This window comes from Hamadaea sp. NPDC050747, assembly GCF_040654195.1.
GTDB lineage: Bacteria > Actinomycetota > Actinomycetes > Mycobacteriales > Micromonosporaceae > Hamadaea.
This window is the reverse complement of the sequence record NZ_JBFAHM010000016.1, coordinates 18,557-43,443: the sequence shown is the minus strand read 5'-3', so window position 1 is coordinate 43,443 and position 24,887 is coordinate 18,557. Positions and strand designations below refer to the sequence as shown.

At 70.4% G+C, this 24,887-nt stretch carries 26 protein-coding genes; 10 read left to right on the top strand and 16 right to left on the bottom strand.

From position 1 onward, the window contains the following. Nucleotides 1-58: 58 nt before the first annotated feature. Nucleotides 59-628 carry a hypothetical protein gene (locus AB0H43_RS32755; protein WP_360005778.1) on the bottom strand — a complete coding sequence of 190 codons (570 nt, stop codon included), beginning with the start codon at nucleotides 626-628 and terminating at the stop codon, nucleotides 59-61. Between the two features lie 100 nt (nucleotides 629-728). On the opposite strand from AB0H43_RS32755, the gene AB0H43_RS32750 reads away from it, so the two are divergent. After that, entirely contained in the window at nucleotides 729-1,391 is a 663-nt protein-coding gene (locus AB0H43_RS32750) for a hypothetical protein (protein WP_360005776.1), read from the top strand. Here AB0H43_RS32750 and AB0H43_RS32745 read toward each other — a convergent pair. Continuing rightward, nucleotides 1,388-2,143, bottom strand: coding sequence for an alpha/beta hydrolase (locus AB0H43_RS32745; protein ID WP_360005774.1), 756 nt, complete (start codon nucleotides 2,141-2,143; stop codon nucleotides 1,388-1,390). The genes AB0H43_RS32750 and AB0H43_RS32745 overlap by 4 nt on opposite strands. A gap of 186 nt (nucleotides 2,144-2,329) precedes the next feature. After that, nucleotides 2,330-3,244, bottom strand: a complete 915-nt coding sequence (locus AB0H43_RS32740) for a DUF2332 domain-containing protein (RefSeq protein ID WP_360005772.1) — start codon at nucleotides 3,242-3,244, stop codon at nucleotides 2,330-2,332. A gap of 47 nt (nucleotides 3,245-3,291) precedes the next feature. Between AB0H43_RS32740 and AB0H43_RS32735 the strand changes: the two genes are divergently transcribed. Together AB0H43_RS32735 and AB0H43_RS32730 are read left to right on the top strand one after the other, a co-directional pair. Continuing rightward, nucleotides 3,292-4,839, top strand: coding sequence for a UDP-N-acetylglucosamine 1-carboxyvinyltransferase (locus AB0H43_RS32735; RefSeq protein ID WP_360005770.1), 1,548 nt, complete (start codon nucleotides 3,292-3,294; stop codon nucleotides 4,837-4,839). Nucleotides 4,840-5,237: 398 nt separating this feature from the next. Continuing rightward, entirely contained in the window at nucleotides 5,238-6,665 is a 1,428-nt protein-coding gene (locus AB0H43_RS32730; RefSeq protein WP_360005768.1) for an amidase family protein, read from the top strand. A 67-nt stretch (nucleotides 6,666-6,732) separates the two neighbouring features. Here AB0H43_RS32730 and AB0H43_RS32725 read toward each other — a convergent pair whose 3' ends face one another. Both AB0H43_RS32725 and AB0H43_RS32720 read right to left on the bottom strand, forming a co-directional pair. Further along, the gene (locus AB0H43_RS32725; protein ID WP_360005766.1) at nucleotides 6,733-7,965 is read right to left on the bottom strand and encodes a D-alanyl-D-alanine carboxypeptidase; all 1,233 of its coding nucleotides are present in this window, start codon (nucleotides 7,963-7,965) and stop codon (nucleotides 6,733-6,735) included. A 137-nt stretch (nucleotides 7,966-8,102) separates the two neighbouring features. Then, nucleotides 8,103-8,936 carry a helix-turn-helix transcriptional regulator gene (locus AB0H43_RS32720; protein WP_360005764.1) on the bottom strand — a complete coding sequence of 278 codons (834 nt, stop codon included), beginning with the start codon at nucleotides 8,934-8,936 and terminating at the stop codon, nucleotides 8,103-8,105. Nucleotides 8,937-9,038: 102 nt separating this feature from the next. On the opposite strand from AB0H43_RS32720, the gene AB0H43_RS32715 reads away from it, so the two are divergent. After that, complete coding sequence (locus AB0H43_RS32715) at nucleotides 9,039-9,803, top strand: SDR family oxidoreductase (RefSeq protein WP_360005762.1); 765 nt, start codon at nucleotides 9,039-9,041, stop codon at nucleotides 9,801-9,803. Here AB0H43_RS32715 and AB0H43_RS32710 read toward each other — a convergent pair. Beyond that, on the bottom strand, nucleotides 9,794-10,282 hold the full coding sequence (locus tag AB0H43_RS32710) for an Rrf2 family transcriptional regulator (protein WP_360005760.1): 489 nt from the start codon (nucleotides 10,280-10,282) through the stop codon (nucleotides 9,794-9,796). The two genes, AB0H43_RS32715 and AB0H43_RS32710, sit on opposite strands and share 10 nt — an antisense overlap. 85 nt (nucleotides 10,283-10,367) lie before the next feature. Here AB0H43_RS32710 and AB0H43_RS32705 point away from each other — a divergent pair, with 85 nt between their 5' ends. Continuing rightward, nucleotides 10,368-11,120 (top strand): SDR family oxidoreductase, encoded by a 753-nt coding sequence (locus tag AB0H43_RS32705; RefSeq protein WP_360005758.1) that lies wholly within the window; start codon nucleotides 10,368-10,370, stop codon nucleotides 11,118-11,120. A gap of 6 nt (nucleotides 11,121-11,126) precedes the next feature. On the opposite strand, the gene AB0H43_RS32700 is transcribed toward AB0H43_RS32705, so the two are convergent. Further along, on the bottom strand, nucleotides 11,127-11,912 hold the full coding sequence (locus AB0H43_RS32700; RefSeq protein ID WP_360005756.1) for a hypothetical protein: 786 nt from the start codon (nucleotides 11,910-11,912) through the stop codon (nucleotides 11,127-11,129). A 71-nt stretch (nucleotides 11,913-11,983) separates the two neighbouring features. On the opposite strand from AB0H43_RS32700, the gene AB0H43_RS32695 reads away from it, so the two are divergent. Beyond that, on the top strand, nucleotides 11,984-12,556 hold the full coding sequence (locus tag AB0H43_RS32695) for a sigma-70 family RNA polymerase sigma factor (RefSeq protein ID WP_360005754.1): 573 nt from the start codon (nucleotides 11,984-11,986) through the stop codon (nucleotides 12,554-12,556). 7 nt (nucleotides 12,557-12,563) lie between these two features. Here AB0H43_RS32695 and AB0H43_RS32690 read toward each other — a convergent pair whose 3' ends face one another. Beyond that, a complete protein-coding gene (locus AB0H43_RS32690) occupies nucleotides 12,564-13,682 on the bottom strand; it encodes a serine hydrolase domain-containing protein (protein WP_360005752.1) in 1,119 nt (372 codons plus the stop codon). 68 nt (nucleotides 13,683-13,750) lie between these two features. Between AB0H43_RS32690 and AB0H43_RS32685 the strand changes: the two genes are divergently transcribed. Beyond that, the gene (locus AB0H43_RS32685; protein WP_360005750.1) at nucleotides 13,751-14,386 is read left to right on the top strand and encodes a TetR/AcrR family transcriptional regulator; all 636 of its coding nucleotides are present in this window, start codon (nucleotides 13,751-13,753) and stop codon (nucleotides 14,384-14,386) included. A gap of 5 nt (nucleotides 14,387-14,391) precedes the next feature. Further along, nucleotides 14,392-15,195, top strand: a complete 804-nt coding sequence (locus AB0H43_RS32680) for a nucleotidyltransferase domain-containing protein (RefSeq protein WP_360005748.1) — start codon at nucleotides 14,392-14,394, stop codon at nucleotides 15,193-15,195. Here AB0H43_RS32680 and AB0H43_RS32675 read toward each other — a convergent pair. Continuing rightward, a complete protein-coding gene (locus AB0H43_RS32675) occupies nucleotides 15,192-15,707 on the bottom strand; it encodes a permease-like cell division protein FtsX (protein WP_360005746.1) in 516 nt (171 codons plus the stop codon). The two genes, AB0H43_RS32680 and AB0H43_RS32675, sit on opposite strands and share 4 nt — an antisense overlap. 310 nt (nucleotides 15,708-16,017) lie before the next feature. Here AB0H43_RS32675 and AB0H43_RS32670 point away from each other — a divergent pair, with 310 nt between their 5' ends. After that, the gene (locus AB0H43_RS32670; protein ID WP_360005744.1) at nucleotides 16,018-17,583 is read left to right on the top strand and encodes a putative Ig domain-containing protein; all 1,566 of its coding nucleotides are present in this window, start codon (nucleotides 16,018-16,020) and stop codon (nucleotides 17,581-17,583) included. Nucleotides 17,584-17,644: 61 nt separating this feature from the next. Here the strand turns inward: AB0H43_RS32670 and AB0H43_RS32665 are convergent, their stop codons facing one another. From AB0H43_RS32665 to AB0H43_RS32635, 7 genes are all read right to left on the bottom strand, one after another. Next, nucleotides 17,645-18,418 carry an ABC transporter permease gene (locus AB0H43_RS32665; protein ID WP_360005742.1) on the bottom strand — a complete coding sequence of 258 codons (774 nt, stop codon included), beginning with the start codon at nucleotides 18,416-18,418 and terminating at the stop codon, nucleotides 17,645-17,647. After that, nucleotides 18,415-19,929 (bottom strand): ABC transporter permease subunit, encoded by a 1,515-nt coding sequence (locus AB0H43_RS32660; protein ID WP_360005740.1) that lies wholly within the window; start codon nucleotides 19,927-19,929, stop codon nucleotides 18,415-18,417. The genes AB0H43_RS32665 and AB0H43_RS32660 overlap by 4 nt, the downstream gene beginning before the upstream one ends. Continuing rightward, nucleotides 19,926-20,846, bottom strand: a complete 921-nt coding sequence (locus AB0H43_RS32655) for an ATP-binding cassette domain-containing protein (RefSeq protein WP_360005738.1) — start codon at nucleotides 20,844-20,846, stop codon at nucleotides 19,926-19,928. Before AB0H43_RS32655 ends, AB0H43_RS32660 begins: the two co-directional genes overlap by 4 nt. A 67-nt stretch (nucleotides 20,847-20,913) precedes the next feature. Continuing rightward, nucleotides 20,914-21,108: a hypothetical protein gene (locus AB0H43_RS32650; RefSeq protein WP_360005736.1), complete on the bottom strand. Its 195-nt coding sequence runs from the start codon at nucleotides 21,106-21,108 to the stop codon at nucleotides 20,914-20,916. A gap of 15 nt (nucleotides 21,109-21,123) precedes the next feature. After that, the gene (locus AB0H43_RS32645) at nucleotides 21,124-22,974 is read right to left on the bottom strand and encodes a hypothetical protein (RefSeq protein WP_360005734.1); all 1,851 of its coding nucleotides are present in this window, start codon (nucleotides 22,972-22,974) and stop codon (nucleotides 21,124-21,126) included. Between the two features lie 104 nt (nucleotides 22,975-23,078). Next, nucleotides 23,079-23,543, bottom strand: coding sequence for a hypothetical protein (locus AB0H43_RS32640; protein WP_360005732.1), 465 nt, complete (start codon nucleotides 23,541-23,543; stop codon nucleotides 23,079-23,081). Nucleotides 23,544-23,599: 56 nt separating this feature from the next. Continuing rightward, nucleotides 23,600-24,187 carry a TetR/AcrR family transcriptional regulator gene (locus AB0H43_RS32635; RefSeq protein WP_360005730.1) on the bottom strand — a complete coding sequence of 196 codons (588 nt, stop codon included), beginning with the start codon at nucleotides 24,185-24,187 and terminating at the stop codon, nucleotides 23,600-23,602. 19 nt (nucleotides 24,188-24,206) lie between these two features. On the opposite strand from AB0H43_RS32635, the gene AB0H43_RS32630 reads away from it, so the two are divergent. Continuing rightward, nucleotides 24,207-24,770, top strand: coding sequence for a hypothetical protein (locus tag AB0H43_RS32630; protein WP_360005728.1), 564 nt, complete (start codon nucleotides 24,207-24,209; stop codon nucleotides 24,768-24,770). Nucleotides 24,771-24,887 lie beyond the last annotated feature (117 nt).

The window sequence follows — 24,887 nt, the reverse complement described above, 5'->3', positions numbered from 1 at the left end:
GCTCCCCGGCGAGATTCGACGCGGATCCCTGATCCAGCGCGGAACGACCGTAGGAGGGTCAGCCGGCCACCGGCGTACGCCGGAAGACGACCGGCGCGAACGCGGCGGCCAGGCACAGCCCGGCGACCGGCATCAGGTCCAGCGTGACCGGCGGCAGCAGGATGCCGACGACTACCAGGACGGCGCTCCACCACGGCAGCTTGCGGGCGATCGCCGCGGCGACGGCGAGGACGATCAGGCCGAGGAAGAACAGCTGCGGGCCGACGCTGTAGAAGGCGAGCGTGACGCCGGGGATTGAGGAGAACGAGTCGCTGAGCGAGGACATCTCGGCCTTGTCCGCCGCCAGGAAGCCCTCGACGATGTCCGCTCCGAATTGGACGACCGAGGCCACCAGACCGATCAGGGTCACCACGACGAGCGTGGTACGCCACCTCGACGGCCGCAGCATCCGTCCCAAGGCGAGAACCACCGGCGTGAACAGCAGCAGACCGAGGACTCCGGCGAAGTGCGCCAGTTGCCAGTCCCAGCCGGGACCGTAGACGCCGTCGGCCTTCCCGGCGAGGCGGAGCACACCGTAAAGGGCGAGGAACAACGGTGCGGCGAGAAAGGACGGCTTCACGAGACTCATGCGCTTGATCTTGCTGGCGGTACGCGGACCGCGCCTCCAGGCGTACCCCTCATCGGAACCCGGAGATGCCCCCGAGCCGGGACCCTGAGAGGGTGTAGCGATGATCACGGCCGATCAAGCGATGAATCAGATCAACCGCGCGGTGGGCGCGATCGTTCGCCCGCTGGGTTTTCCGGGCTCGCGGGGCGTCTGGACGCGCGTCACGGGGGAGGGCATCGCAGCGGTCGGCACTACCCGGAGCGTCATGAGTTTCCAGGGCACGGTCTTCGTGCAGGTGGCGATCAGCGCCGTCCCACGGTCCTGGTGGGAGTACCGCAATCACCAGGCCGTCCAGCGGAGTGAGCCGCCGATCGCGTACGACGCGTCGGCGGTCACGTATGACATCGGCTTCGTCGAGGCCCGGCTGCGGCCGGAGCGGGCCTTCTACCACATGAAGATCCCGGCCGGTGGGTACCGGACGGTCCCTCAGGACGAAGTCGACCATGCCGTCGACCTGTTGACGACGGCGGCCGGAATCCTGGCTCCGATGGCGATCGATCTCGTACGCCCCGGCCGCTACCTGGCGGAGATGAGGGCCGACCCGTCCCGGGGCATCGGCTTCTGGGAACCCTTCATCGTGCTGCTGGCCGACGAAGGGCCGTCCGATGAGCTGGACGACGCCATCGACGAGATATGTGCGGCGTACGCCGAGCGCGGAGCGGACCGGCCGGACGACGTCATCGCGTACGCCCGGGCACGGGCGGCGGACGTCGAGCGCGGCTAATGGTCGCTCAGCCAGTCGACGATCGTGGACGCCAGCCAGCGGGCGTGGGACAGGTGGATGTCATGCCCGCCTCCTGCCTCCAGATAGGTCCCACGGGGCAGGGCGTCGGCCATCTCGCGTACCAGGGCGGGCGGGCAGAAGGGATCGTAGGTCCCGGCGATCAGCAGCGCGGGACAGGTGATGCCGGACGCCCGTGACCGGCTGACGTCGCCGCCCGCCTCGATGACGGCGCTCATCGCCTCCGCCCAGCTGCGGGCCATGATCCGGGCCTGGTCGACGCCGTAGTGCTCGGCCAGGTACGCCGCCAGCGGCTTGAGCTCGTCCGGTGGATCGGTCAGCAGGTTCGCGAGCCCGTCGAGTGCCTCGGGGGAGGCGACGATGTGCCCGGCGGCGCCCCACGTGAGGACCGACAGCGCCCGGGACGGGTGGAGCGCCGCCATGAGCAGCGCCTCCTCGCCGCCGTCGCTGAACCCCACCAGGTGGGCGACCTCGACGTGCAGCTCGTCGAGCAGCCCGAGCAGGAGCCAGGCGTCGTCCAGGTAGTAGGTCGGTGGATAGTGCCGCGGTTGAGGCTGCGAGCGTCCCGATCCCGGTAGGTCCACGGCGATCACCCGGAATCCGTACGCGAGCGCGTCGCGCAGGCGGTTGAGGTCGACGACGCTGCTGCCCCAGCCGGGCATCAGCACGACGGTGTCGCCCTGACCGGTGTCCTCGTAGTAGACCTGCTGCCCGTCCGGCCCGTACCAGCTCATCGTTTCCCTTCCCGCGCCCGCGCACCCGCGCCCGCGCCCTCGCCCTCGCCCTCGCACCCGGCACGACGATACGGCGGCAGCGCGGATCGAAGACCGCGTTATCCGGGAAATCGTTCCCTCGCCCGATGCCGAAGGCCGCGTTGTCCCGGATAACGCGAGACACCGCCGGCGCACCGAGGCGTCGATCTAGACGCGAGTCATCGCCTGCCCGTGCGACCGCGTCCAGGCGACCGGGACGCCGTCCAGCGCGAGCAGGTTGTACGTGTTGCCGTCCGGCGGGTGCGGGGCGTCCGGGATGAGGTCGGGGATGTCGTTGGCCAGCCAATGTCCGGGCAGGTCGCGGACGGTCGCACGGAACGACGGCCACCGCGATGGCGGCACTTGGTAGAGCACCGAGGTGTGGAAGACGACCAGCGTGGCTCCCGCCGGGGCCTGGGCGGCGAGCGCTGGCAGGTCCGTGACGAGGTCGCCCCGGACCAGCAGCGGCGGGTCGGCTGCGGCGATCTCGGTCGCCTGACGCAGGCGGTCCCGGCGATGGAGCTGGTCGGGCCAGATGAGCGCGTCGAGCCAGGCGATGTCGCGGGGGTCGGTCACGTCGAGCGGATTCAGGTCGATCCCCGCGCGCCACACCACCTCCGGCCGGGCCGCCGGTGGTTCGATCCCGGTCAGCGTGCTCTCCAGTACTGGGCTGCCCTCGCCGAGGGTGCGAAGACCGTAGCGGTAGCTGTACCGATCGGGGTAGAGGCAGAGGCCCGCGGATGCGCCTACCTCCAGCAGCGCCAGCGGTTGGGGGAGGGACGCGAGGATCGGCAGCAGCACGGCGCACCGGCCGGGCTCGTTGGTCTGTGTTGCCCGCTGTCGGATTTCCGCCTCGATTGCAGGCCACCGCTCGATCGTGAAGTCGCGGAAGGCGACCGGATCGCCGACCGGGCCGCCGAGGAGGCGTACGACGCCGAAGAGCAGCTGGGGCTGGGTCTGATCAGGGATCAGGGCCAGCAGATCCGGGTCGGTGGAGACGAACTCGCCGAGCCGTTCATAGATCGGCGACACCCCACGGGCCTCGGCCGCGGCGAACTCGGCGTAGATCTCCGCCACGCTCATGGGGCCCCTCCGCGACGCGCGATCTCATATATGAGATAGTCCTCGCCATGCCTGAAAGCCTGACGCGCTCCGGTGACACGCTACGCCGCATCGGCACCCTCATCCGCGACGCCCGCCGCCACCGCGGCTGGTCCCAAGCCCGCCTGGCCGAAGCCCTCGGCACCAGCCAGAGCGCGATCAACCGGATCGAACAGGGCAACCAGAACCTCAGCCTCGACACCCTCAGCCGCATCTCCGAGGTGCTCGACTCCGAGATCGTCTCGCTCGGCCACTCCGGCCCGATGCACCTGCGCATCGAGGGCGGCCGCCGGCTCTCCGGCAGCATCAACGTCAAGACCAGCAAGAACGCCGGCGTCGCGTTGCTGTGCGCGTCCCTGCTCAACCGTGGGCGTACGACCTTGCGCAAGGTCGCGCGGATCGAGGAGGTCAACCGCATCCTCGAGGTCCTCGGCAGCATCGGCGTCAAGCACCGCTGGCTCAACGCCGACAACGACCTCGAAATCACCCCGCCCGCACGGTTCGACCTCGACTCGCTCGACGTCGTGGCGGCGCGGCGCACGCGCAGCATCATCATGTTCCTCGCGCCGCTCATGCACGACCACGCCACGTTCTCCCTGCCGTACGCCGGAGGCTGCGACCTGGGCACGCGAACCGTCGAGCCGCACCTGATCGCGTTGCGCCCGTTCGGCCTGGAGGTGAAGGCGACCGGCGGTCTCTACCACGCCGACGTCGACCCGAGCGTGCACCCGGCCCGGCCGGTGGTGCTGACCGAACGCGGCGACACCGTGACGGAGAACGCCCTGATGGCGGCGGCCCGCCGGGACGCGGTGACGGTCATCCGCAACGCCAGCCCGAACTACATGGTGCAGGATCTGTGCTTCTTCCTCACCGACCTCGGCGTACGCATCGACGGCATCGGCACGACGACGCTGACCGTCCACGGCAAGGCGATCATCGACTCCGATGTGGACTACGCGCCCTCGGAGGACCCGATCGAGGCGATGAGCCTCATCACCGCCGCCGTCGTCACCGACTCCGAGATCACCGTACGCCGCGTCCCGATCGAGTTCATGGAGATCGAACTGGCCCTGCTGACGGAGATGGGGCTCGACTACGACCAGACGGACGAATACGCCGCCGCCAACGGGCGTACGCGCCTGGTCGACGTGACCGTGCGCCCGTCCCGGCTCCGCGCGCCGATCGACAAGATCCACCCGATGCCGTTCCCCGGCCTGAACATCGACAACCTGCCGTTCTTCGCGCTGATCGCGGCGGTGGCCGAAGGGTCGACGCTGGTCCACGACTGGGTCTACGAGAACCGGGCGCTGCACCTGACCGAGCTGACCAAGCTCGGCGCCCGGGTGACCCTGATGGACCCGCACCGGCTGCACATCACCGGTCCCACCCACTGGTCCGGCGCCGAAGTCGTCTGCCCGCCCGCGCTACGCCCGGCGGTTGTCGTCCTGCTCGCGATGCTGGCGGCGAAGGGCACGTCGGTGCTCCGGCACGTGTATGTGATCAACCGCGGCTACGAGCAGCTGGCCGAGCGCCTCACCGAGCTGGGGGCGAGCATCGAGACCTTCCGCGACATCTAAAAAGTTAGCAGAGAACCCGGTGGAGGGGTATCGGGTCATTTGCCGAGTGTGCAGCTCACGGGCCGGTCGTAAGGTCTGCTCTGTCCGCCGGAACGCCTGGCGGGCAGAGAAGGAGTCTTGTGACCTACCCGCGTGCCCTCACCGAACTGTTCCTGCAGGACGAACCGAGGGCGAAGGCCCGTAGCATCAACCCTCCGGCCGGCGAGCCCCGGCATGCCAAGCGGATCGCCCTGAAGGCGCGCCGCCGGCAGACCCGGGACCTAGGTACGATCTGACCCTTCGACGAGCCCGGCCCACTGCATGCGTGGGCCGGGCTCCTCGCTTTCCGCCAGGGAGGCCGAAACCACCGCACCTCCGGCATGATCGACAGCCGCACCGGCGGTTGATACCTTCCGGCGGTGAGCCTCCCCGACCTCGCCACCGCCACCGTCGCCGGCCTGCGTACCCTCCTCGACTCCGGCGAGATCACGAGCCGTGACCTCGTCTCGGCCCACCTCGACCGGATCAGCCGGTACGACGCCGTGTTCGGCGCGATCCGCTGCCTCGCCCCGGACGCGCTGGAGCAGGCGGAGGAGAGCGACCGCGTACGCCGGGAGGAGGGCGCGCGTAGCCCGATCGAGGGCATCCCCATGCTGGTCAAGGACAACATCGACGTCGCCGGACTGCCGACCACCGGCGGCGCGCTCGCCTTGGAGCACAGCATGCCGATGTTGGACGCCCCGATCGTCGCCAAACTCCGGGCGGCCGGCGCCGTCGTGCTGGGCAAGACGAACCTGTCCGAACTGGCGAACTTCCTCACCGAGGACATGCCGTCGGGCTACTCCTCCCTCGGCGGGCAGGTGCTCAACGCGTACGACACGGCGATCACGCCGAGCGGCAGCAGCAGCGGCTCCGGCGTCGCCGCCGCCCTCGGGTACGCACCCCTGACCGTGGGCACCGAGACCGACGGCTCGATCACCAGCCCGGCCGACTATCAGAGTCTGGTCGGGATGAAGCCGACATTGGGCCTGGTGAGCCGGACGGGGATCCTGCCGATCGCGCCCAGCCAGGACACCGCCGGGCCGATGACGCGTACGGTGGCGGACGCGGCCGTGCTGCTCGCCGCGATCGCCGGTCCGGACGTCGCCGACCCGGTGACCGCCGCGTCCGGCGGGGTCGCCGAGGCGTTGCAGAACCTCGTCTTCGACGTACGCCACCTGCGCGGCGCACGGATCGCCGTCGTCCAGTCCGACGACGCCGACTTCCCGCACGCCGCGCTCGCCGCACTACGCCAGGCCGGAGCGTCCCTTGTGGACGTGGAGATGCCGGAGAGCGGGCACGAAGACGAACTCGCCGTTCTCCACTACGAGTTCGCCCCGGCGGTCGACCGCTATCTCGCCGGGCTCGGCCAGGACTCGCCGATGCGTACGCTGGCCGACATCCAGGCCTTCAACCTGGAGCATGCGGAGGTCGCCCTCAAGTTCCGGCAGGTCCACGTCGACACCGCGCTCGCGATCGACCACGTCGCGCAGCGGCCGGCGTACGAGCAGACCCGGGCGCGTGACCTCGCCTTCGCCACCGAAAGCCTGCTCGCCGCGCTCGGCGGGAACGAGTTCCTCGCCTTCACCGGGGCGTCCGGCTGCTCCTGGGCGGCTCGGGCCGGCTGGCCGAGCATCGTGATTCCGGCCGCGTACGCCGAGAACAACCGCCGGCCCAAGGGACTGATGCTCGTGGCGCGCCCGTGGAACGACGCGCGTCTGCTGCAGATCGCGTACGCCGCCGAGCAGGCGCATCCGGTGCGGCGTACGCCGTTCCAGGTGAACCCGGCGATCTTCCGCAACCTCTAGCCGCAGCCTCCAGCAGACGCAACCTCTAGGCGCAACCTCCAGTCGCATTCTCCAGACGGGCTGTCGCTCAGGCGCGACGCCGACGGCGTATCCGGAAGAGTCCCACGAGGACGGACAGCCCCGTGGCGACGGCCACCCCGGCGGCGATCGGGATCGGCGCCCACATGCTGCTGGTCGCCGCCTCGGCGATCATCGGGGCGCCGGCCGAACCGCTCGGGGACGGGGCCGGATGCGCCTCCTCCGGCGTCACGAGGTGCCCGACCGAGGTGCCCGACGGGAGACTGAAACCCCAGTCGAGCAGGGCGGCGCCCTGCTGCCAACCGCGCTGCGGCTTGGGTTCGGCGCCCATGAGCGTCACGACGAGGCGACGGCCGTTGCGTTCGGCCGCACCGACGTAGGTGTGCCGGGCCAGACTGGTGAACCCCGTCTTGCCGCCGAGAGCGCCGGGGTACTTGTAGATCAGCTGGTTCTCGTTCTGGATCTGGAAGCCCTTGTGCTTCGGCGGCTGCGCGGGGATCTGCGTACGCTGCGTCAGCGCGTACTTGCGGAAGGTCTCGTTGTCGAAGCAGACCCGGGCGATCAACGCCAGGTCGTACGCGCTGGTGAACTGCCCGGCGCCGTCATAGCCCGACGGGGTCACCGCGTGCGTCTGGAAAGCCCCGAGCTTGTCCGCCTCGGCGTTCATCCCCTGTACGCCCGCCGCCACGGTCCCGCCGCCGAGCCGGGCCAGCACGGTTGCGGCGTCGTTGCCCGACTGGAGCAGCAGACCGAGCCACAGGGTCTCGACGCTGTACTTGCCGCCCTCGACCAGGCCGACGAGGGAACTGTCGGAGGGCACCTGCGCCAGGTCGGCGTGGGTGACGGTGGCGACCTGCTTCGGGTCGAGTTTGTCCAGGTAGGTGGCGGTCAGCAGCAGCTTCTGCACGCTGGCGGGCGTGCCGTACTCGTGAGCGCCGCACGCGCCCAGGATCTCGCCGGTGTCGAGATCGGCGACCAGCCAGGAGATCGCGGTGTTCGCGGGCGGGCCGGCGACGCCGGACGAGACGACCAGACCGGGTGAGGCGAGCTGCTCGCCGCCGAGGGCCTTCTGTGCAGGGTTGTCCGCCGGGGGAGTCGGCCGCTTCGGCCGGGAGGTCTTCGGCGCGATCGCCTTCGGACAGGGGATCGGTGCGCCGGCGCTGGCCGTCGCGGTAGGAGTGGAGGTCGGTTCCGCCAGCGCCGCCGACGGGGTGCTCCAGGGGACCGCGAGGGCCGCGACGGTGAGCACGACGGTCAGGCGGCGTCGGGCGGAGGAACTCATGGGGCGCAACGGTAGCCGGTCCGGCGGCGCGTCGCATGCCAACCCGGCACATCATCAAGCGCTGGATCAGGGATCCGGGTCGAATCTTGGGGCAAGATTCGACTGGGATCCCTGATCCAGCGCCCAGGGAGCAGCGCCTACCTGACCGGTGGTTCGGCGGGGGTGGCCGCCCAGCTGGCCAGCAGCCGGAGGCGTTCGTCGGTCGGCGAGCCCGCCTCGGCGATGTAGGTGACCATCAGGTGGTCGGGGTCGCCGGGCAGCGCGAACGTCTCGTAGGCGAGGTCGAGGTCGCCGACGACGGCATGCCGCAGCAGCTTGCGCCCGTGCGTCTTCTCCTTCACCGTGTGCGCCGCCCACAGCTCGCGGAACACCGGCTCGCGCAGCGACAGCTTGCCGACCAGCGCGGCCAGCTGCGGGTCGCCGGGGTGACGGCCCGCGTCCCGGCGCAGGTAGGCCACGGTCTCCTCGGCCACCGCGGCCCAGTCGCGGTAGAAGTCGCGTGCTCTCGGCTCCAAGAAGGTCTGGTACGCCACATTGCGCGGCCCGGTCATGGCGCTGAATCCGGCGACCGCGTCGGCCAGCGCGTTCCATGCGACGAGGTCCATTCGCCGGCCGAGCACGAAGGCGGGGACCGACTCCATGAGGTCCAGCATCCGGCGCAGCTCCGGCCGTAGCTTGGCCGGTCTCACCGGGGCGGCCGGCTTCGCCGGGCGGACCAGGTTGCGGAGGTGATCCCGCTCGGTGGCGTCCAGGCGCAGCACCCGGGCGATCGCGTCGAGGACCGCGTCCGAGACGCCGGTGCCCCGGCCCTGCTCCAGTCGCGTGTAGTAGTCGACGCTCACGCCGGCCAGCTGCGCGATCTCCTCGCGGCGCAACCCCGGTACGCGTCGCCGTCCGTAGTCGGGCAACCCGGCTTCGGCCGGGCTGATCCGGGCGCGACGCGTACGCAGGAACTCACCGATCTCTTGCACGCCGACCAGTCTGCCTCAGCGGCTCGCACTGATCCTGGTACTGCTAGACCTAGGTTGATCTCGCCCCTGGGTAGGGTCCGCGAATCGTCGCAGGCTTTCGGCATGACTTACTTCGACAGCCTGAACAACCGCACCGCCGTCGTCACCGGAGCCGCCAGCGGCATGGGGGCGGCCGTCGCCGAGCTGCTGGCCGCGTCCGGCGTACGCGTGGCGCTGCTGGCCCGCCGGGCCGACCGGATCGCCGGCCTCGCCGAGAAGATCGTCGCCGACGGAGGTCAGGCGGTCGCGGTCGCCACCGACGTCACCGACAGCGCCGCCGTGACGTCGGCCGCCGAAGCCGTACGCCGGGCGTACGGGCGGGTGGACCTGGTGGTCAACTCGGCCGGGGTGATGCTGCCCAACCCGATCGCCGCCGGTCGGGAGGACGAATGGCAGCGCATGATCGACACCAACGTGACCGGTGTGCTGCGGGTCATCCGGGCGTTCTCGGCCGACCTGATCGAGGCGGCGGCCGAGGGCCGGACGGCCGACCTGGTGAACATCTCCTCGATCGGCGCGCACGTGACCTTCCCCGACTACGCGGTCTACGGGGCGACGAAGGCGGCGCTGACGCATCTGTCGGCCGGGCTGCGGACCGAGTTCGGCCCGCGCGACGTGCGCGTCACCAACATCGAGCCCGGCCTGACCGACACCGAACTGGGCCACCATATCGACAATCCCACCCTGAGCCGGCAGCTCGGCGGTATGTTCGAGGCGCTGGGCGGGCTGTCCGCCGGGGAGATCGCCGACTTGGTCGCGTACGCGGTGAGCCGGCCTCGGCACGTCAATCTGCGTCAGCTGGTGGTGCTGCCGACGCGTCAGGCCTGACGGAGCTGTCCGGCCAGCCAGTCGCCGACGCGGGGGAGCGCCTGCGGGCCGCTGTCCCGCTCGACGTCGGCGACGAGGTCGGCGATCGTCGTGGCGCGGAGCGCGGCTCGCCACGCGTGGTCGGCTCGCAGCATCGCCCGGTGCACCGGGCACAGCTTCGTGCACTGCTCGGGCGGCGTCGCCAGCGGGCCACGCTGCCGGATCTCGGTGCACAGGAAGGTCGACCCTGGCCCGTCGATCGCCTCGACCACGTCGAGCACGGTGATCTCGGCAGCGGGCCGGGTCAGCCGGTAGCCGCCGGCATGACCCTGGACGGATTGGACGATCCCGGCGCGGGACAGGGCTTGGAGCTGCTTGGCGAGGTAACTGCCGGAGACGTCGTGAAGGTCGGCGAGCTGGGTCACCGGGACCGGCGACTGGGCGGTGGTGAGCACCACACAGCAGTGCAGAGCCCATTCCACGCCGCCGCTCAACTTCACGCGCCCATGCTACTTGACTCGGACCGAATGTGTCCGGGTAGCATCTCGGATAGAATTTATCCGAGTTAGACCGTGGAGGTTCGTCATGAAAATCGTCGTCATCGGGGGCACGGGACTCATCGGATCGCAGGTCGTGGGGATCCTGCGCGATCAGGGCCACGAAGCCGTCGCGGCGTCCCCGTCGTCGGGCGTCGACAGCACGACCGGCGAGGGCCTCGCCGACGCCCTCGCGGGCGCGCAGGTGGTCGTCGACGTCACGAACCCGCCGGTGTTCACGCCGGACGGGGTCATGGCCTTCTTCACCTCGTCGGGTCGCAACCTGGCCGAGGCCGAGGTGGCCGCGGGTGTCGGCCACCATGTGGCACTGTCGATCATCGGCCTTGATCGAGCCGGTGACGACGCGTTCTATCTGAAGGCCAAGATGGCTCAGGAGAAGCAGATCCGGGCGTCGGGAGTGCCGTACACGATCGTCCGGGCCACCCAGTTCTTCGAGTTCCTGAAGGGCATCGCGGACTCCTCGATGGTCGGCGACGAAGTCCGGGTGACCTCCAAGACCCTCCAGCCGCTCGCCGCCGCGGAAGTCGCGGCATACGTGGCCGAGGTGGCGGTGGCGCCGCCGGTCAACGGCATCGTGGAGATCGCCGGGCCGGAGCGCCTTCCGCTGGCCGACGCGGTGCGGCAGCGGCTCGCCGCGCTCGGCGACCCGCGGAAGGTCGTCGACGACGACTCCGCGCCCTACTTCGGCTCGGTCATCGGTGACGACACCCTGGTGCCGGGGAACGAACCGCACCGGACGGGGAAGATCACCTTCGCCGAATGGCTGGCCGCCCAGGCCTGAGCCGGGTCAGGCGGCGCGCCGCTGCTGCACGGTGACCTGCTGCCGGTACGCCACCCGCACCGGCAGCGGGTGCACCGTCGCCAACGGCCCGTCCTCGGCGATCCCGTCCGACGGCCCGCCGATCCGCCACGGCTTCGGCCTGCGGTCGCCGGGCGGTTCGCCGAATCCACGCCGGTTGAGCACCAAAAGCAGGGCGAACCCGACGAGGACGAAGCCGTGCGACAGGATGCGGCTGACCTCGACCCGGCCGATGATCGCGTCGTTGACCGTCAGCAGCGTCAGCACGGCGACGAAGGCTGTCATCACCGGCAGGAGCCCGCCGGGACGCGTACGCCGCCAGGCGAGCCAGGCCAGCGCGGCCCCGATCGCGACGTTCCAGGCGGCCGATTCGTGCCACAGGTGCCCGGACGAGACGGCGGCCACCACGGGATCGTGCGAGTGGGAGCCGCCCGCCGCGAGGCTGCTGATCTGGGCGACGCCGAGGAGGAACTGCGCCAGCCCCACGCACAGCAGCGCGATCCGGAGCACGTTGGGCAACCGGGAGCGCTTCGGCGCAGCGGCGACGATGGCCGCCAGTGCCTCCTCGCCGAGCCCCGGGGTCGGCAGCGCGATCGCCGTACGCGTCAGCCGGTCGAGCTGCTGGACCCGCTGCCACCAGGCCGAACACGAGTCGCACCCGGCCAGGTGCCGATCCGCCTCGGCCGATGGCGCGCCCTCCGTCGAGGCGACTGCGCCATCCATCGAGGCCGACAGATAGTCGCGGGTGATTTCGCAGGCCGGTGCCAGTCCCATGGCATACATTGTCGCCACGGTCACCCGGTTGGTTCCCGGTGTGCCCAGGTTCACCGGCTACCCTGGCGGGCGTGCTTGACGACGACGCGTACCTGACCGAGTTGGCGCTCGCCGCCAAGGCCGGTGACCAGCAGGCCGTCGCCCAGTTCGTCGCGCGTACGCAGCGGGACGTCATCCGGTTCGTCGGATATCTGGGGAATCCCGGGGAGGCCGAGGACCTCGCCCAGGAGACCTTCATCCGGGCGATGAAGGCGTTGCCGTCGTTCGAGGCGCGGTCACCCGCGCGTACCTGGCTGCTGGCCATCGCCCGGCACACCGTCTTCGACCACCTGCGTGCCCAGTCCCGCCGGCCCCGTGCGGCCGCCGTCGAGGACTGGACCCTGGCCGCCGACCTGACGCTGGCCGGCACCGGCCCGCGCTTCGACGAGCAGGTGCTGCTCCGGCACCTCGTCGCCGGGCTCGACGGCGACCGCCGTGAGGCCTTCGTCGCGACCCAGATCCTCGGCCTTTCGTACGAGCAGGCCGCCGACGTGCTCGGCTGCCCGGTCGGGACGATCCGGTCCCGGGTCGCCCGTGCTCGGGACGACCTCGCCGCCGCCCTCACCGACGACGGCGACCGCCGCCGCGGCCTCCGCGCGGTCTGACCCTCCCTCACCCGAGTACGCGAATCGTCCGCGCGACGGCCGCGATGAGCAGATCGTTCTCCGGGGCGGGACCGCCGGTCGGGGTGAACCGCCGACGCGTATAGCTGTACGCGAGGCCGGAGTCCGGGTCGGCGAAGGACTCGGCCCCGATCGCTCCGCTGTGACCGAACGCCCGCCGGCCGAGCACCGGGTAGCGGACGCCGGTCGCCTCGAAGCCGAGCAGGAAGTGATCCGGTTCGCCGGTCACCAGATCGGTCCCCGGCGTGTGGAGCGTGGTGAACTCGGCGAGAGTCGCCTCGGTCAGCAACGGCGGCCGCCCGTCGATCCCGCTCACCGCGGCGGCGTACATCTTCGCCAGGCCGCGCGCGTTCCCGACGCCACCAGAGGACGCCGACCCGAGAGCGCGTACGCGTCGGGTGTTGGCGAAGTCGACGAGGTCGGTCGGGGCGTCGGCGTGCAGATTGAACGCGATGCCCAGCAGACTGTGCGGATCGACGCCGGCTCCGGCGGACCGGTCCTGCGCCGGCTGCACCGGGCGGTAGCGGGTCTCTTCGCTCTCCGGCAGACCGAGGTAGAAGTCCAGTCCATAGGGGCGGCGTACGCGTTCGTCGTAGATGTCGCGCAGGGACCGTCCAGTGGCGCGCCGGACCACTTCGCCGGTCAGTGCCCCGATCACGAACGCGTGGTAGCCGTATCCCTCGCCGGGCGTCCAGAACGGCTTCTGGTTCGCCAGCCGAGCGGCGATGACCTGGTCGTCGGCGAGATCCTCGCTGGTGAATCCGCCGTCCACGCCGATCAGGCCGGACTGGTGACTGAGCAGCTGCCGGACGGTCACCGAGTCGAGGGCGAACTCGGGCCAGTACCGCTGAACCGGGCGGTCCAGCTCCAGTACGCCGTCCTGGACGAGCAGCGCCGTCACGAGATGAGCGGCACCCTTGGCGGAGGAGTAGAGCCCGGTCAGGTCGTCGTGGTCCATCCCGGCGGCCAGGTCGACGACCATCCGGCCGTGGTGGTACGCGACGAGCTGGGCGCCGAGCCCTGGTTCGGCCGCGACGACTTCGAAGAACGCGGTACGCACCGGCCCGAAGCCCGCGGCGAGGTAACCGGCAGCGATGTAATCAGCCATGCGGCAAACTGTACCGCACAGTTCAGATGAACTCAACGGTACAGTTCAGGTCGTGTTACGCTGCCCGCGTGGCCAACGACACCCCGCGGGAACTGACCGGCGACCGCGCCGCGCGTAAGCGGGAAGCGATCGTCAAGGCGGCCCGGACCTCCTTTGTGCGTGACGGCTTCGACGCCGGGATGGACGCCATCGCGGCCGAGGCCGGCGTCTCCAAGGTCACCGTCTACAACCATTACGGCAACAAGGAGACGCTGTTCATCGCCGTCGTCGGCGACGCGCTCGAAGAGGCCCTCGCCGAGGCCATCGCCGGGACCGCCGAACGGCTGTCAGCCTCCGACGATCTGCGCAGCGCGTTGAAGTGGACCGCCCGCGCCTGGGTCACGAGCATGACGCGGCCGGACATGGTCGCGCTGCGCCATCTCGTCGTCAGCGAGGTCCGTCGCTTCCCGCAGCTCGGCGTCGCCTGGCGCGAACACGGCCCGGATCGCGCCCGGCCCGCACTCGCCGCCGCGTTCCGCCGCCTGGCCGAGGCGGGGCGCCTGGACATGCCCGACGTCGACCTCGCGATCCTGCAGCTCTACTCGCTCGTGCTCTACCCGCACCTCGTGCACAGCGCGTACGGGACGACGCTCGACGAGGACACCACCGAGCGGCTCATCGACTCCGGTGTCGACATGTTCCTCGGGTTCTACGGCTACCGTTGACGATCATGGAAGACCTCCGGCCCATCGCCGCCCGCCTGGCCGAGATCCCCGGCGTGGTCGCCGTGGCGCTCGGCGGCAGCCGGGCCCGCGGCACCCACCGCCCGGACTCCGACATCGACCTCGGGCTCTACTACCGCGGCTCGCTCTCCGTCGATCGGTTGCGCGCTCTGGCCCGGGAATTGACGGGTACGCCCACCGAGGTGACCGAACCCGGCGGGTGGGGTCCCTGGGTGAACGGCGGCGGCTGGCTCACCGTCGACGGGTGGCGCGTCGACTGGATCTACCGGGATCTCGACCGTGTCCGGGGCGTCGTCGACGAGGTGCAGGCAGGCCGCTACGAAATCGGCGTCCAACCTGGCCATCCCTTGGGGTTCTACTCCCACGCGTACGCCGGCGAGGTGGCCCTCGGCCAGATCCTGGCCGACCCCACCGGCGAACTCACCGGCCTCAAAGCGCTGCTTTCGGCGTATCCCCGGAAGTTGGCGGACAGCTTGGCCCACGGCCTGTGGGAAGCCGACTTCCTGGTGGGCTCGGCGAAGTACGCCGTGGCCGGCGCCGATCCCGCCTACGCCGCAGGCTGTCTGTTCCGGATGATCGGCGTGCTGTGCCACGCGTTGCACGCGCACGACGGAGCGTGGCTGATCAACGAGAAGGGCATGATCGCCGCGACCGGGCGGCTGCCCTCCGCGCCGCCGGAGTTCGCCACGCGAGCGCAGGCGATCTTCGCGGCGCTCGACCCGCTGGAGCAGACGGTGGCCGACGCCGCCGCCCTGGTCGGCGAGGTCCGTTCCATCGTGGACCCCCGCTAGAGCAGGTTCCCGCAGGCGATCCTCGCGCCGGGGCGGTCCGCCGTCGGTCGCTGATGCACGGTGACCTCCCGGATCCCCAGCAGGTGCGCGACCGGCGTCAACCGTCCACAGTCGAACACTCGCTCGTGGAAGTCGGCCTGGTACGACGCGGGCATCGTGATCGTGCTGACCTGCTGGGCGAGCGCGGGGTCGCCCCGCAGCCCGTCCTGCATCTTCCGCTGCGCATCCTCGCTGCTTTCGAAGACGACTTCCTCGACTCCGTCGAGTGCGGACAGCGCGGACTGCACGGCCGCCTTCTGCTCGGCCGTCACGTTCTCCTCCAAGATTGCCATGACGGTGAATCGATGAGCGGGCTCAAGGCGCCCGGTGAGCACGATGACCGCGGTCGCCGCGGCGGCGCCGACCAGAAACGCCGACACCACGGACACGGGCAGCACCCAGCGGCGACGAGCGCTGGACGCCACGGGGTTCGGAGCCGATTCGTCAGCGTCCTGATCAAGGGAGTCGGACATGAAGGTCAGTTCTACCAGCCGGCCCCGGCATCACGCAGCCCCGCGGGGCATCATCACGGGATGAGCCAGATCTTCCGGACGGGTGACGTGCCGGACGGTGTCGGCCGGCTCGGTGACGCGGATCGGTTGCGGGAACTGGCATCGGCTCACGCTCAGGCGATGCCGCGCTGACCCGCGTACGCGCAGCGCCCGACCTGCGGGGAGCGTGCGCCGAGGCGGCACTCGGCCAATTTTGATTCACGGCCTTCACTGGGTGAAGCGGAGTCCATAGACTCTCGGCGATGCATTCCCTCATCCGGATGGAGACCCCATGCTAAGACGACTCGCCATCACCCTTGGCGCGACCGTCCTCGGCGCCGCCACGCTGGCCGGCCCGACCCCCGCTGCCGCGGACACCCTGCAGGCGGCCAGTCTCACCGCGACCATCGCGCTCAGCAACTGCTCGGCCTCGCTCGTCCGCTATCCCACCTCGGTGGACACCGACCGGGCGATGATGCTCACCAACGGCCACTGCTACGAGGGCGGGATGCCTGGGGCCGGCGTCGTGCTGACCAATCGGAGCAGCACCCGCTCCGGCACCCTGCTGAGTTCGACCGGCAGCAGCCTCGGCACCGTGCGGGCCGACCTCGTGCTGTACGCGACGATGACCAACACCGACGTCACGCTCTACCGGCTGAACACGACGTTCGCGTCGATCAAGACGAGCTACGGGGTCACCGCGCTGACCATCTCGGCGTCGCACCCGGTCGCCGGCAGCAGCATGTTCATCCCGTCCAGCTACTGGAAGCAGATCTGGAACTGCTCGATCAACGGCTTCGTCGGCACGCTCCGGGAAGACGCGTGGACCTTCCACGACTCGATCCGGTACGACCCGAACTGCGACACCACGCACGGCACCTCCGGGTCGCCGATCGTCGATCTCAACAGCAACCAGATCGTCGGCATCAACAACACCGGCAACGACAACGGTGAGATGTGCACTTTGGACAACCCGTGCGAGGTCGACCCCGACGGCACCACGCACGCGTACCAGGGGCAGAGCTACGGGCAGCAGACCTACTGGTTCACCACTTGCCTCACCGCCGCCAACGCCATCGACCTGAACAAGGCCGGCTGTTTGCTGCCCGGCGGCACCCCGCCCACGGGCAACACGGTCACCGTCACGAACCCCGGCAGCAAGACCGCGACCACCGGCACGCCGTTCAGCCTGCAGATCCAGGCCACCGACTCCGACAGCAGCCAGACGCTGACCTACAGCGCGACCGGACTGCCGGCGGGCCTGACCATCAACAGCTCCACCGGTCTCATCAGTGGCACGCCCACGACCGTGCAGACGTCGTCGGTGACCGTCAGCGCCAAGGACACGACCAACGCCAGCGGTTCGGCGACGTTCAGCATCGCGGTCGGTTCGCCGGGCGGGTCCTGCTCGGGCCAGCTCCTCGGCAACGCCGGGTTCGAGACGGGCACGGCCTCGCCGTGGAGCTCGTCGTCGGGCGTCGTCGACAACAGCTCCAGCCAGGCGGCGCACTCCGGTTCGTGGAAGGCGTGGCTGGACGGTTACGGCAGCACCCACACCGACACGTTGCAGCAGGCCGTCTCGATTCCGGCCGGCTGCCACGCGACGCTGACCTACTGGCTGCACATCGACACGGCCGAGACGACCACGTCGACGCAGTACGACAAGCTCACGGTCACCGTCAACGGCGCCAGCGTGGCGACCTACTCCAACCTCAACAAGGCGAGCGGCTACGCCCAGCGCACGATCGACATCTCGGCGTACGCCGGAACGACCGCGACCCTGAAGTTCACCGGCACCGAGGACTCCTCGCTGCAGACGTCGTTCGTCATCGACGACGCGGCGATCACGCTGTCCTGAGTGCTTGATCAGGGTCATTTCCGGGTTGCCATGGCAGCATGGAAATGACCCTGATCATGAGTCAGGCGTCGCGCCGATGCAGCACGAGCGCGGCGAGCAGCAGCGCCCCGGCCGCCCACGCCGCCACTACGCCCAGCCCTTGCCAAGGAGTCAGCGGCAACGTCGACAGCTTCGTCGTGGCTTGGACGGACAATCCGGCGGTGGGCGCGATCTGCTGCAGGTGACGTTTCCAGTCCGGATCGGTGATCGCCTGGCTGACCAGTGGAACCAGGTAGAGCAGTCCGAGCATCAGGCCGATCGACGCGGCGGATTCGCGTACCACTGTGGACAGACCTAGGGCCACCAGGGCGATGAGCACGAGGTAGAGCACCGAGCCGGCGGTCGCCCGGAGGACTGCGCCGTCGGACAGGGAAAGGCGCGCGAAACCGTGCGCCTCGGTGAAGCCGCTGCCGGGCAGCAGCACGCGGCCGACGGCGAACGAGCCCGCCACGGCGAGGAGGCCGGCCGCGCCGATCGCGCCCGTCACCACGATCGCCTTGGCCGTCAGCAGCCGTAACCGGTTCGGGACGGCGGACAGGCTCACCCGCAGCATCCCGGTAGCGTGTTCGCCGCTGATCGCCAGGACGGCGAGGATGACGACGACCGCCTGCCCGAGCTGGACGCCGGTGAGACTGATCTTCGCCGGGTCCTCGGGGCACCCGGTGGCGGTGCAGGTGATGGTGGCGGCGGCTGCCGCGCCGACTCCGACGGTCAGCGCGACGACGGTCAGGAGCAGCCAGGCCGTCCCTGGTGACGTCCGCAGCTTCGTCCACTCCGCGTGCAGGGCGGCGGTCATACGTCCCTCCGGCGCACGAGCAGGGTCGCGGCGGCCAACGCGAGCGCGGTCCAGCCGCACAACACGGCGAACCCGGCCCACGGCACCAGGGGGAAGTACCCGTTCACCGGTGTGTAGATGTTGTCCACTTGGGCGTACTGGGGGGTGCTCTGCTGCACGGCGAACGCGGCGGCCGGCGTCAGCCGCAGCAGCCACTGTCCCGCCCCGGCGGGCAGCACGGTCATCGTCAGCAGGTAGGGCAGCACGATCGCGACGATCGCCGTGGTCACGGCGGCCGCGCTGCGCCGCACGATCGTCCCCAGCGCCAGCGCGAGCACGGCCGACACCGCCAGCACCGCCGCCGTCCCGACGATCACCTGGATCTCGGTCGCGGTGGAGACCGCGTGCACGTAAACACCGTTGGCGCGCAAGACTTTCCGCCCGATCATGACCACCGCCGCCACCCCCGGCAGGCTCGTGGCGAAGGTGACCGCGCCGAGCACCACGGCCTTCGCGGCCAGCGTGCGGCCACGCCGTGGATTCGCCGCCATCGTGGTACGCACGAGGCCGCGCCGGTATTCGGCGGTGATGAACATGGTGCCGACCACGACCACGACGATGAGCCCGGCGAAGGTGCCCACGAGGGTCTGCGTGATGGTGACGCCCAGCCCGGCGGCGCCGGAGACGGCGGGTGCGATGTCGCCGGAGCCGCTGACGGTGAAGCGCCCGTTGTCGTCCGACGTCCCGCTCGCGCTGTCGTCAGCCCCGCCGACCTTCTCGCCGCGCCAAGCTCCGCTCGCCGTGCCGCTGAGGGAGACGTTCTCGAAGACGCCGGTCGCCTGGGTGGGACCGCCGGAAGCGCCCGACATCCCGAACGCGCCGCTGGTCGCGGCGGAGTACTGCGGAGACGTGGCGAACAGGCCGACCTCCACCGTGGCCGGAAGCCCGCCGAGTTCGGCGGTGCCGACGGTCTGCCAGCTCGTCCCGTCGGCGGAGACCTCGGCCCGGACGACGTCCCCGGTACGCGTCAGCCGCAACCACTGCGGCGTCGGTGTCGTCGCCGGTCCGGCCACGTCGTGCGTGTAGTCGTACTGCAGGCGTACGCCGTGCGCACCGGTCAGCATGACGGCCGCGTACGCCGAACCCGGCCGGGTGCCGTCCTTCAGGAGGAGGCCCGCCTTCGCCCACGGGACCAGACCGGGCCGGCCGTCGGCTGCTCCGTTCGCCGCGCTCGGCCCGGTTCCGCCGGACTGTTCGGCGCTGGGGTCGGGGTCGACCGGCAGAACTCCCGTCATCGAGGTCAGCCGGGCGGTGATGGTTCCGTCGCCGATCAGCGACTGATGCAGGAAGGTGAAGGCGTCGGTGACCTCCTCGCCGCCCGGCCCGACCGGCAGACCGCAGTCCGCTCGGCAGGTGCCCTGCATGCCCGGCAGGACGCCCAGGCCGACGATCGCAGCCGACGCCACGATCATCGCCAGCACCCAGCCGCGTACGGTGCGGAACTTCGTCCATTCGGCGCGCAGGGTCCTCATCGGGCCACCTCGCCCGCGCGATACTCGACGGCGTCCCGCGTGAGTTCGAGGTACGCCTCCTCCAAGGTGGCTCGATGCGCGGTCACCTCCGAGAACTCCACCTGACGGGCGGTCAGCGCGGCGACGACGTGCGGCGCAAGCAGCCCGACCACGGTGAGCACGCCCGGTTCGGCGACGGCGACGGAACCTCCCGCCGCGGTCAGCACCGCCGCCGCGGCTTCGTCGTCGGTGCGTACGCTGACCCGACCGTCCGAGATCGTCGCGCGTAACTCGGCGACGGTGGTGTCGGCGAGCACCCGTCCACGTCCGACGACCACGACGTGATCGGCGGTGTCCTGGAGTTCGCTCATCAGGTGGCTGGAGACGAGGACGGCCCGGCCCTGCCCGGCCAGTTCCCGCAGGAAGCCGCGCATCCAGATGATGCCCTCGGGATCCATGCCGTTGAACGGCTCGTCGAGCATCAACGTACGCGGATCGCCCAGCAGCGCGGCGGCGATGCCGAGCCGCTGGCGCATCCCGAGGGAGAACCCGCCCGCACGCCGCCGGGCCGCACTCCCGAGCCCGGTCAGCTCGATCACCTCTTCCACCCGGCGTACGCCCAGGCCCTGGGAGTGCGCGAGCCACAGCAGGTGATTGCGGGCGGTGCGGCTGGGCTGCACCGCCGAGGCGTCGAGCAGCGAGCCGAGCTGGGTCAGCGGCCGGGGCAGCGTGCGATACGGGCGGCCGCTCACCAGCGCGGCCCCGCCGTCGGGCCGGTCGAGTCCCAACACGACCCGCATCGTGGTGGACTTCCCCGCGCCGTTCGGCCCGATGAACCCGGTCACCCGACCGGCGTCGACGGCGAAGGTCATGCCGTCCAGCGCTTGCTTCGAGCCGAACCGCTTCCGCAGCCCGTCGACGACGATGTTCTGAGTCATGCGAGCAGTTCTACGGAGCGGCCGCTAACACGACCCGAACCGCCGCTGTTAGGCCCCTGTTAGGGGCTCAGCTGGGCGAGGTCGGCTTACGCAGGCCGAGCCAGATCAGCACCAGGCCGACGACGGCCACGATCGGGCCGATCACGGCCCACATCGACTCGCCGGTCATGCTGCTGCCGCCGAGCACGCCCACACCCTGCAACGTCCAGGTAGCGCCGGACAGCACCAGCAGGATGCCCAGAATCAGCCAGACCCATCGCATACGCCGACGCTACGCTCACCTGCGCGCCAGCACCACGATCCGATCGGCCTCGGCGAACGTGATCGCCTCGCCCTTGTCGGGATTCAGGCGTACGCCGAAGGCCGGAGCCTGATCGGTCAGGTCGTGGCGGCGGTAGCCGAAGGCGGTCTCGCCCCGGCGGATCGCCGCTTCGATGACGGTGGCGAACGTCGTCTCCACGCCGGGCCGGACGTACTCGTCGACCGGCTTGAGGTAGATGTCGGAGCCGCCCGGCTCGAACAGCTCGGCGAAGACCGCGCTCAGGTGGCCGTTGCGGGCCAGCTGGGTCAGCAGCAGGCTGATCATCTTCTGGCTCACGACGAAGTCGTCGGCCCGGGTCACCTGCGCCAGCCGTCGGTTCGCGTCGTCGTTCAGCTCGCCGACGATCGCGTACGACGCCTCGCCGCGTTCCTTGATGTCCCGCAGATGCAGCAGGGTCACCAGGCTCCGGGCGTCGGACTGGGCCGCGTCCAGCTCGTCGTCGGCCAGCACCACGACGTGCTCGTAACTCGCGGGGTTCAGCGCCTCCAGCGCCCGGCGGTTCGTCGGATCGCAGCGGGACGTGCTCACCGACAGGTGGCGTACGCCGTCCACAGTGGTGTCGACGTCGAGCCGGGTGGCTGCGACGTGCAGCGTCGAGCCTTCGGTGAGGTAGCGGTCGAGCAGCCGGACGATGGTCGGCCCCCGGTCGTTCCAGCCCAGCACGAGGGTGTCGTCGGCGACCGGGGTGCTCTTGCCGTTGACGCTGATCGTCTCGGCGTTCGGCAGGTAGGGCTCGGCCGCCAGGCGGATCGCCGACCGGTTCTCGGCCAGCTGGATCAGCTCGTCCCCGTCCTGGAGGACCGTCCCGGCGTCCGGGTTCACCTCGACCCGGCCGTCGTTGTGGCGTACGCCCACGACGGTGCTGGTCGCGTACCGCTGGAGAATCGCGGCGTAGGGCTGCCCGGACAGGGCCGGTTCGGCGAGCATGTGCAGCTCGACGCCCTCGAAGCCGAGCAGGTCGGTGCAGACGGCGGACAGGCCGGGGTGCCGCCGCGACTGCACGAGCAGGCGCGCCGTGATGTCCTCGGCGTCGATGATGGTGACCTCGGCGCCGCCGGCGAGCGTCGCGGCAGGCATGTTGCCGGTGTCGCGGATGACCGCGACCGCCGGGGGCCGGCCCTTGGGCCAGTCGAGCTGGCGCAGCGCGAGCAGTGACTTGACCACTTGGATGTCGGGGCTGTCACCGGCCGGCGACGGCATCATCACGACGCGCGCCTCCTCCGGGCGCACGATACGCAGATCTGCGGGATCGGCCGGATTGCCGGTCCGGCACACGAAACGCACGTCGCCCGCGTCGCCGACCTTGTCCCGCAGCTCGTCCTCCATCGCGACCTTGTCCCGGTCGGCAAGGATCGCGACGGTGGTCCGTCCCGACTCCGACAGCGACAGCTCGCGGATGATCGTCGGCAACTGGTCGGACCAGCCGAGGACCACCGTGTGGCCGCGCTCGATGACCTGCGAACGGCCCTTTCGCAGCTCGGCGAGCCGGTCGGACAGGCCGGTCGTCAGGACGCCGACCAGCGCCGAGAGGATGAAGATGCCGCCGACCGTCGCGACGAACATCAGCGCGACGTAGAGCGGCTTGCTCTCGTCGTCGCCGCCGATCGTCCCCGCGTCCAGGGCGTGCAGGAAGTTCTTCCACAGCGCGTCGCCCGGACCATCCACAGCGGACGGAGTGAGGACCAGCACGATGCCGGCCAGCACGACCACCAATCCCACCGTCGCCAGGCCCAGCAGGCCGGTCAAGGCGGGGGTGCCCCGGGACATCAGGTTGTCGAACCAGTACCGCAGACGTGCCGAGATCACGAGGGGCCTCACATCGCGAGAGGGGGTGTCGACCGGTGATGCTATCGGCCGCCGCCGCGCGGTCGTCGGTGCATGCCGTCAGCGCATGTCGTCAGCGCATGTCGTCAGTGCAGGGACAGCTTGAGGACCATCAGGACGACGCCGAACAGGCCCGCCGCCCCGGTGACGATGACGAGCGGCCACCCGGTCACCCCACGCCGCCGTCCCGCGATGAAACCCATGAGGAACAACCACGCGACCGTGAAGCCCATCGCGATGGTCAACGCCGCCGGGGTGTCCGCGCCCAGCAGCGCCGCCACGATGAGCACGATCAGCGGGGCGTAGGAGGCCCGGATCAACGGCAGGCCTTCGCTGAGCGAGTGACGGACGTCGGCCCGGGTCAGATGGTGGCCGTGGGCGTACGCGCCCAGCAGGTCGGCGTACCGCTCGGCGAGCCAGTAGACGAACACCGTGACGAGCACGAGCACGACGACGGTCAGCACGGAGTCCTGCGGGGCGGCGGCCATCACCGAGCCGCTGATGATCGTGCCGTAGATCGCGGCTGCCTGATGCCGGGGCGATGCCTCCACGTGCTCATTTTCTCAAGATCGCCGGTCGGCTTAGCGGCAGATCACGAATATGCGGGTCATCTCGGCTGGAGCATCGCGGTGAGCAGGTCGGTCACCTCGTGCTGGTACGCCTTGTCGGCCGGTCGTCGCAGCAGGTAGATCCGGGCGAAGATCGAGCCGAGCACGAGCGAGTGCACCACTTCGGCGTCGGCCGGCGTACGCAGGTCGCCCCGGCGGGCGGCGCGGTCGAGGATCGTCTCGACGTAGGCCCGTTCCTCGGCGACGAAGGTACGCAGGAAGCGGTCGGCGATGTCGTCGTCGGCGGTGATGTCGGCGATCAGCGCCGGGACGGCGGCCCGCGTCTCCGGGCTGCTGAGGCTGCGGGCCACTCCGCCGACGAGCCAGCGCAGGTCGGTCCGCAGATCGCCGGAGTCGGGCGGCGGGTCGAGGGTCCGGCCGTGGACGGCCGCGGCGAACACGAGGTCCTGCTTGCCCGCGTATCGGCGGTAGATGGCGGCTTTGCCGACGTTGGCGTGGGCGGCGACGAGATCCATGGTCAGGGCGCCGTAGCCGACGTCGGCGAGCAGGCTGCGGGTGGCGGCCAGGATCGCGGCGTCCACCCGGGCGTCGCGGGGGCGGCCGCCCCGTTGTGCTTCGTCCGTCACCGTGCCATCATACGGAACTATGAGTTCCGAAACTAGCGGTTCCGTAACCTTGCTGGACGAGCTGCTGCCGGAGTACGCGTTCCGCTCCCGTTACAGCCGGACCATCGCCGCCGACCCGCCGACGGTCTGGGCGAGCCTGGACGAGATCCCGCGGTGGCGGCTGCCGGTGACCGGGCTGCTGATGGGCGTACGCACCCTGGGCGCGAAGCGGCTGCGCTCCGGCCCGCCGACGTTGGCCACGGTGGACGGCGTCGAGCAGGTACGCGGCGCGGTCGCGAAGTTCTGGCGCCTCAAGCCGGCGGTGGCGCCGATTCCGAACCCGGCGGCGTTCACGGGCTTCACCGAGCCGGGCTGGGCCAAGGCGGCGATGTCGGTGCGCCTGACGGCTCGGGGGAGCGGCACCGAGGTCGTCGTCGAGACGCGGGTGCAGCCCACGAGTTCGGAGGCGCGCCGGCGCTTCGCCCCGTACTGGTGGCTCATCAAGCTCGGCGGTGCGGGCCTGATCCGCCTCGAACTGCTGAGTGCCCTGGCCTGGACCGCCGAGCGCAAGACCAGAACCTGCAACAAACCTGCAAACGCATAACCTTGAATTTCGGAAAGCGCTTTCCCTAGGCTGAGCCTGTTTCGAACATATTTCGATCCCTCATCAGGCAAGACAAGCCAGCACCGGAAAGGCGAACGGAGATGCGCCCACTCCTCC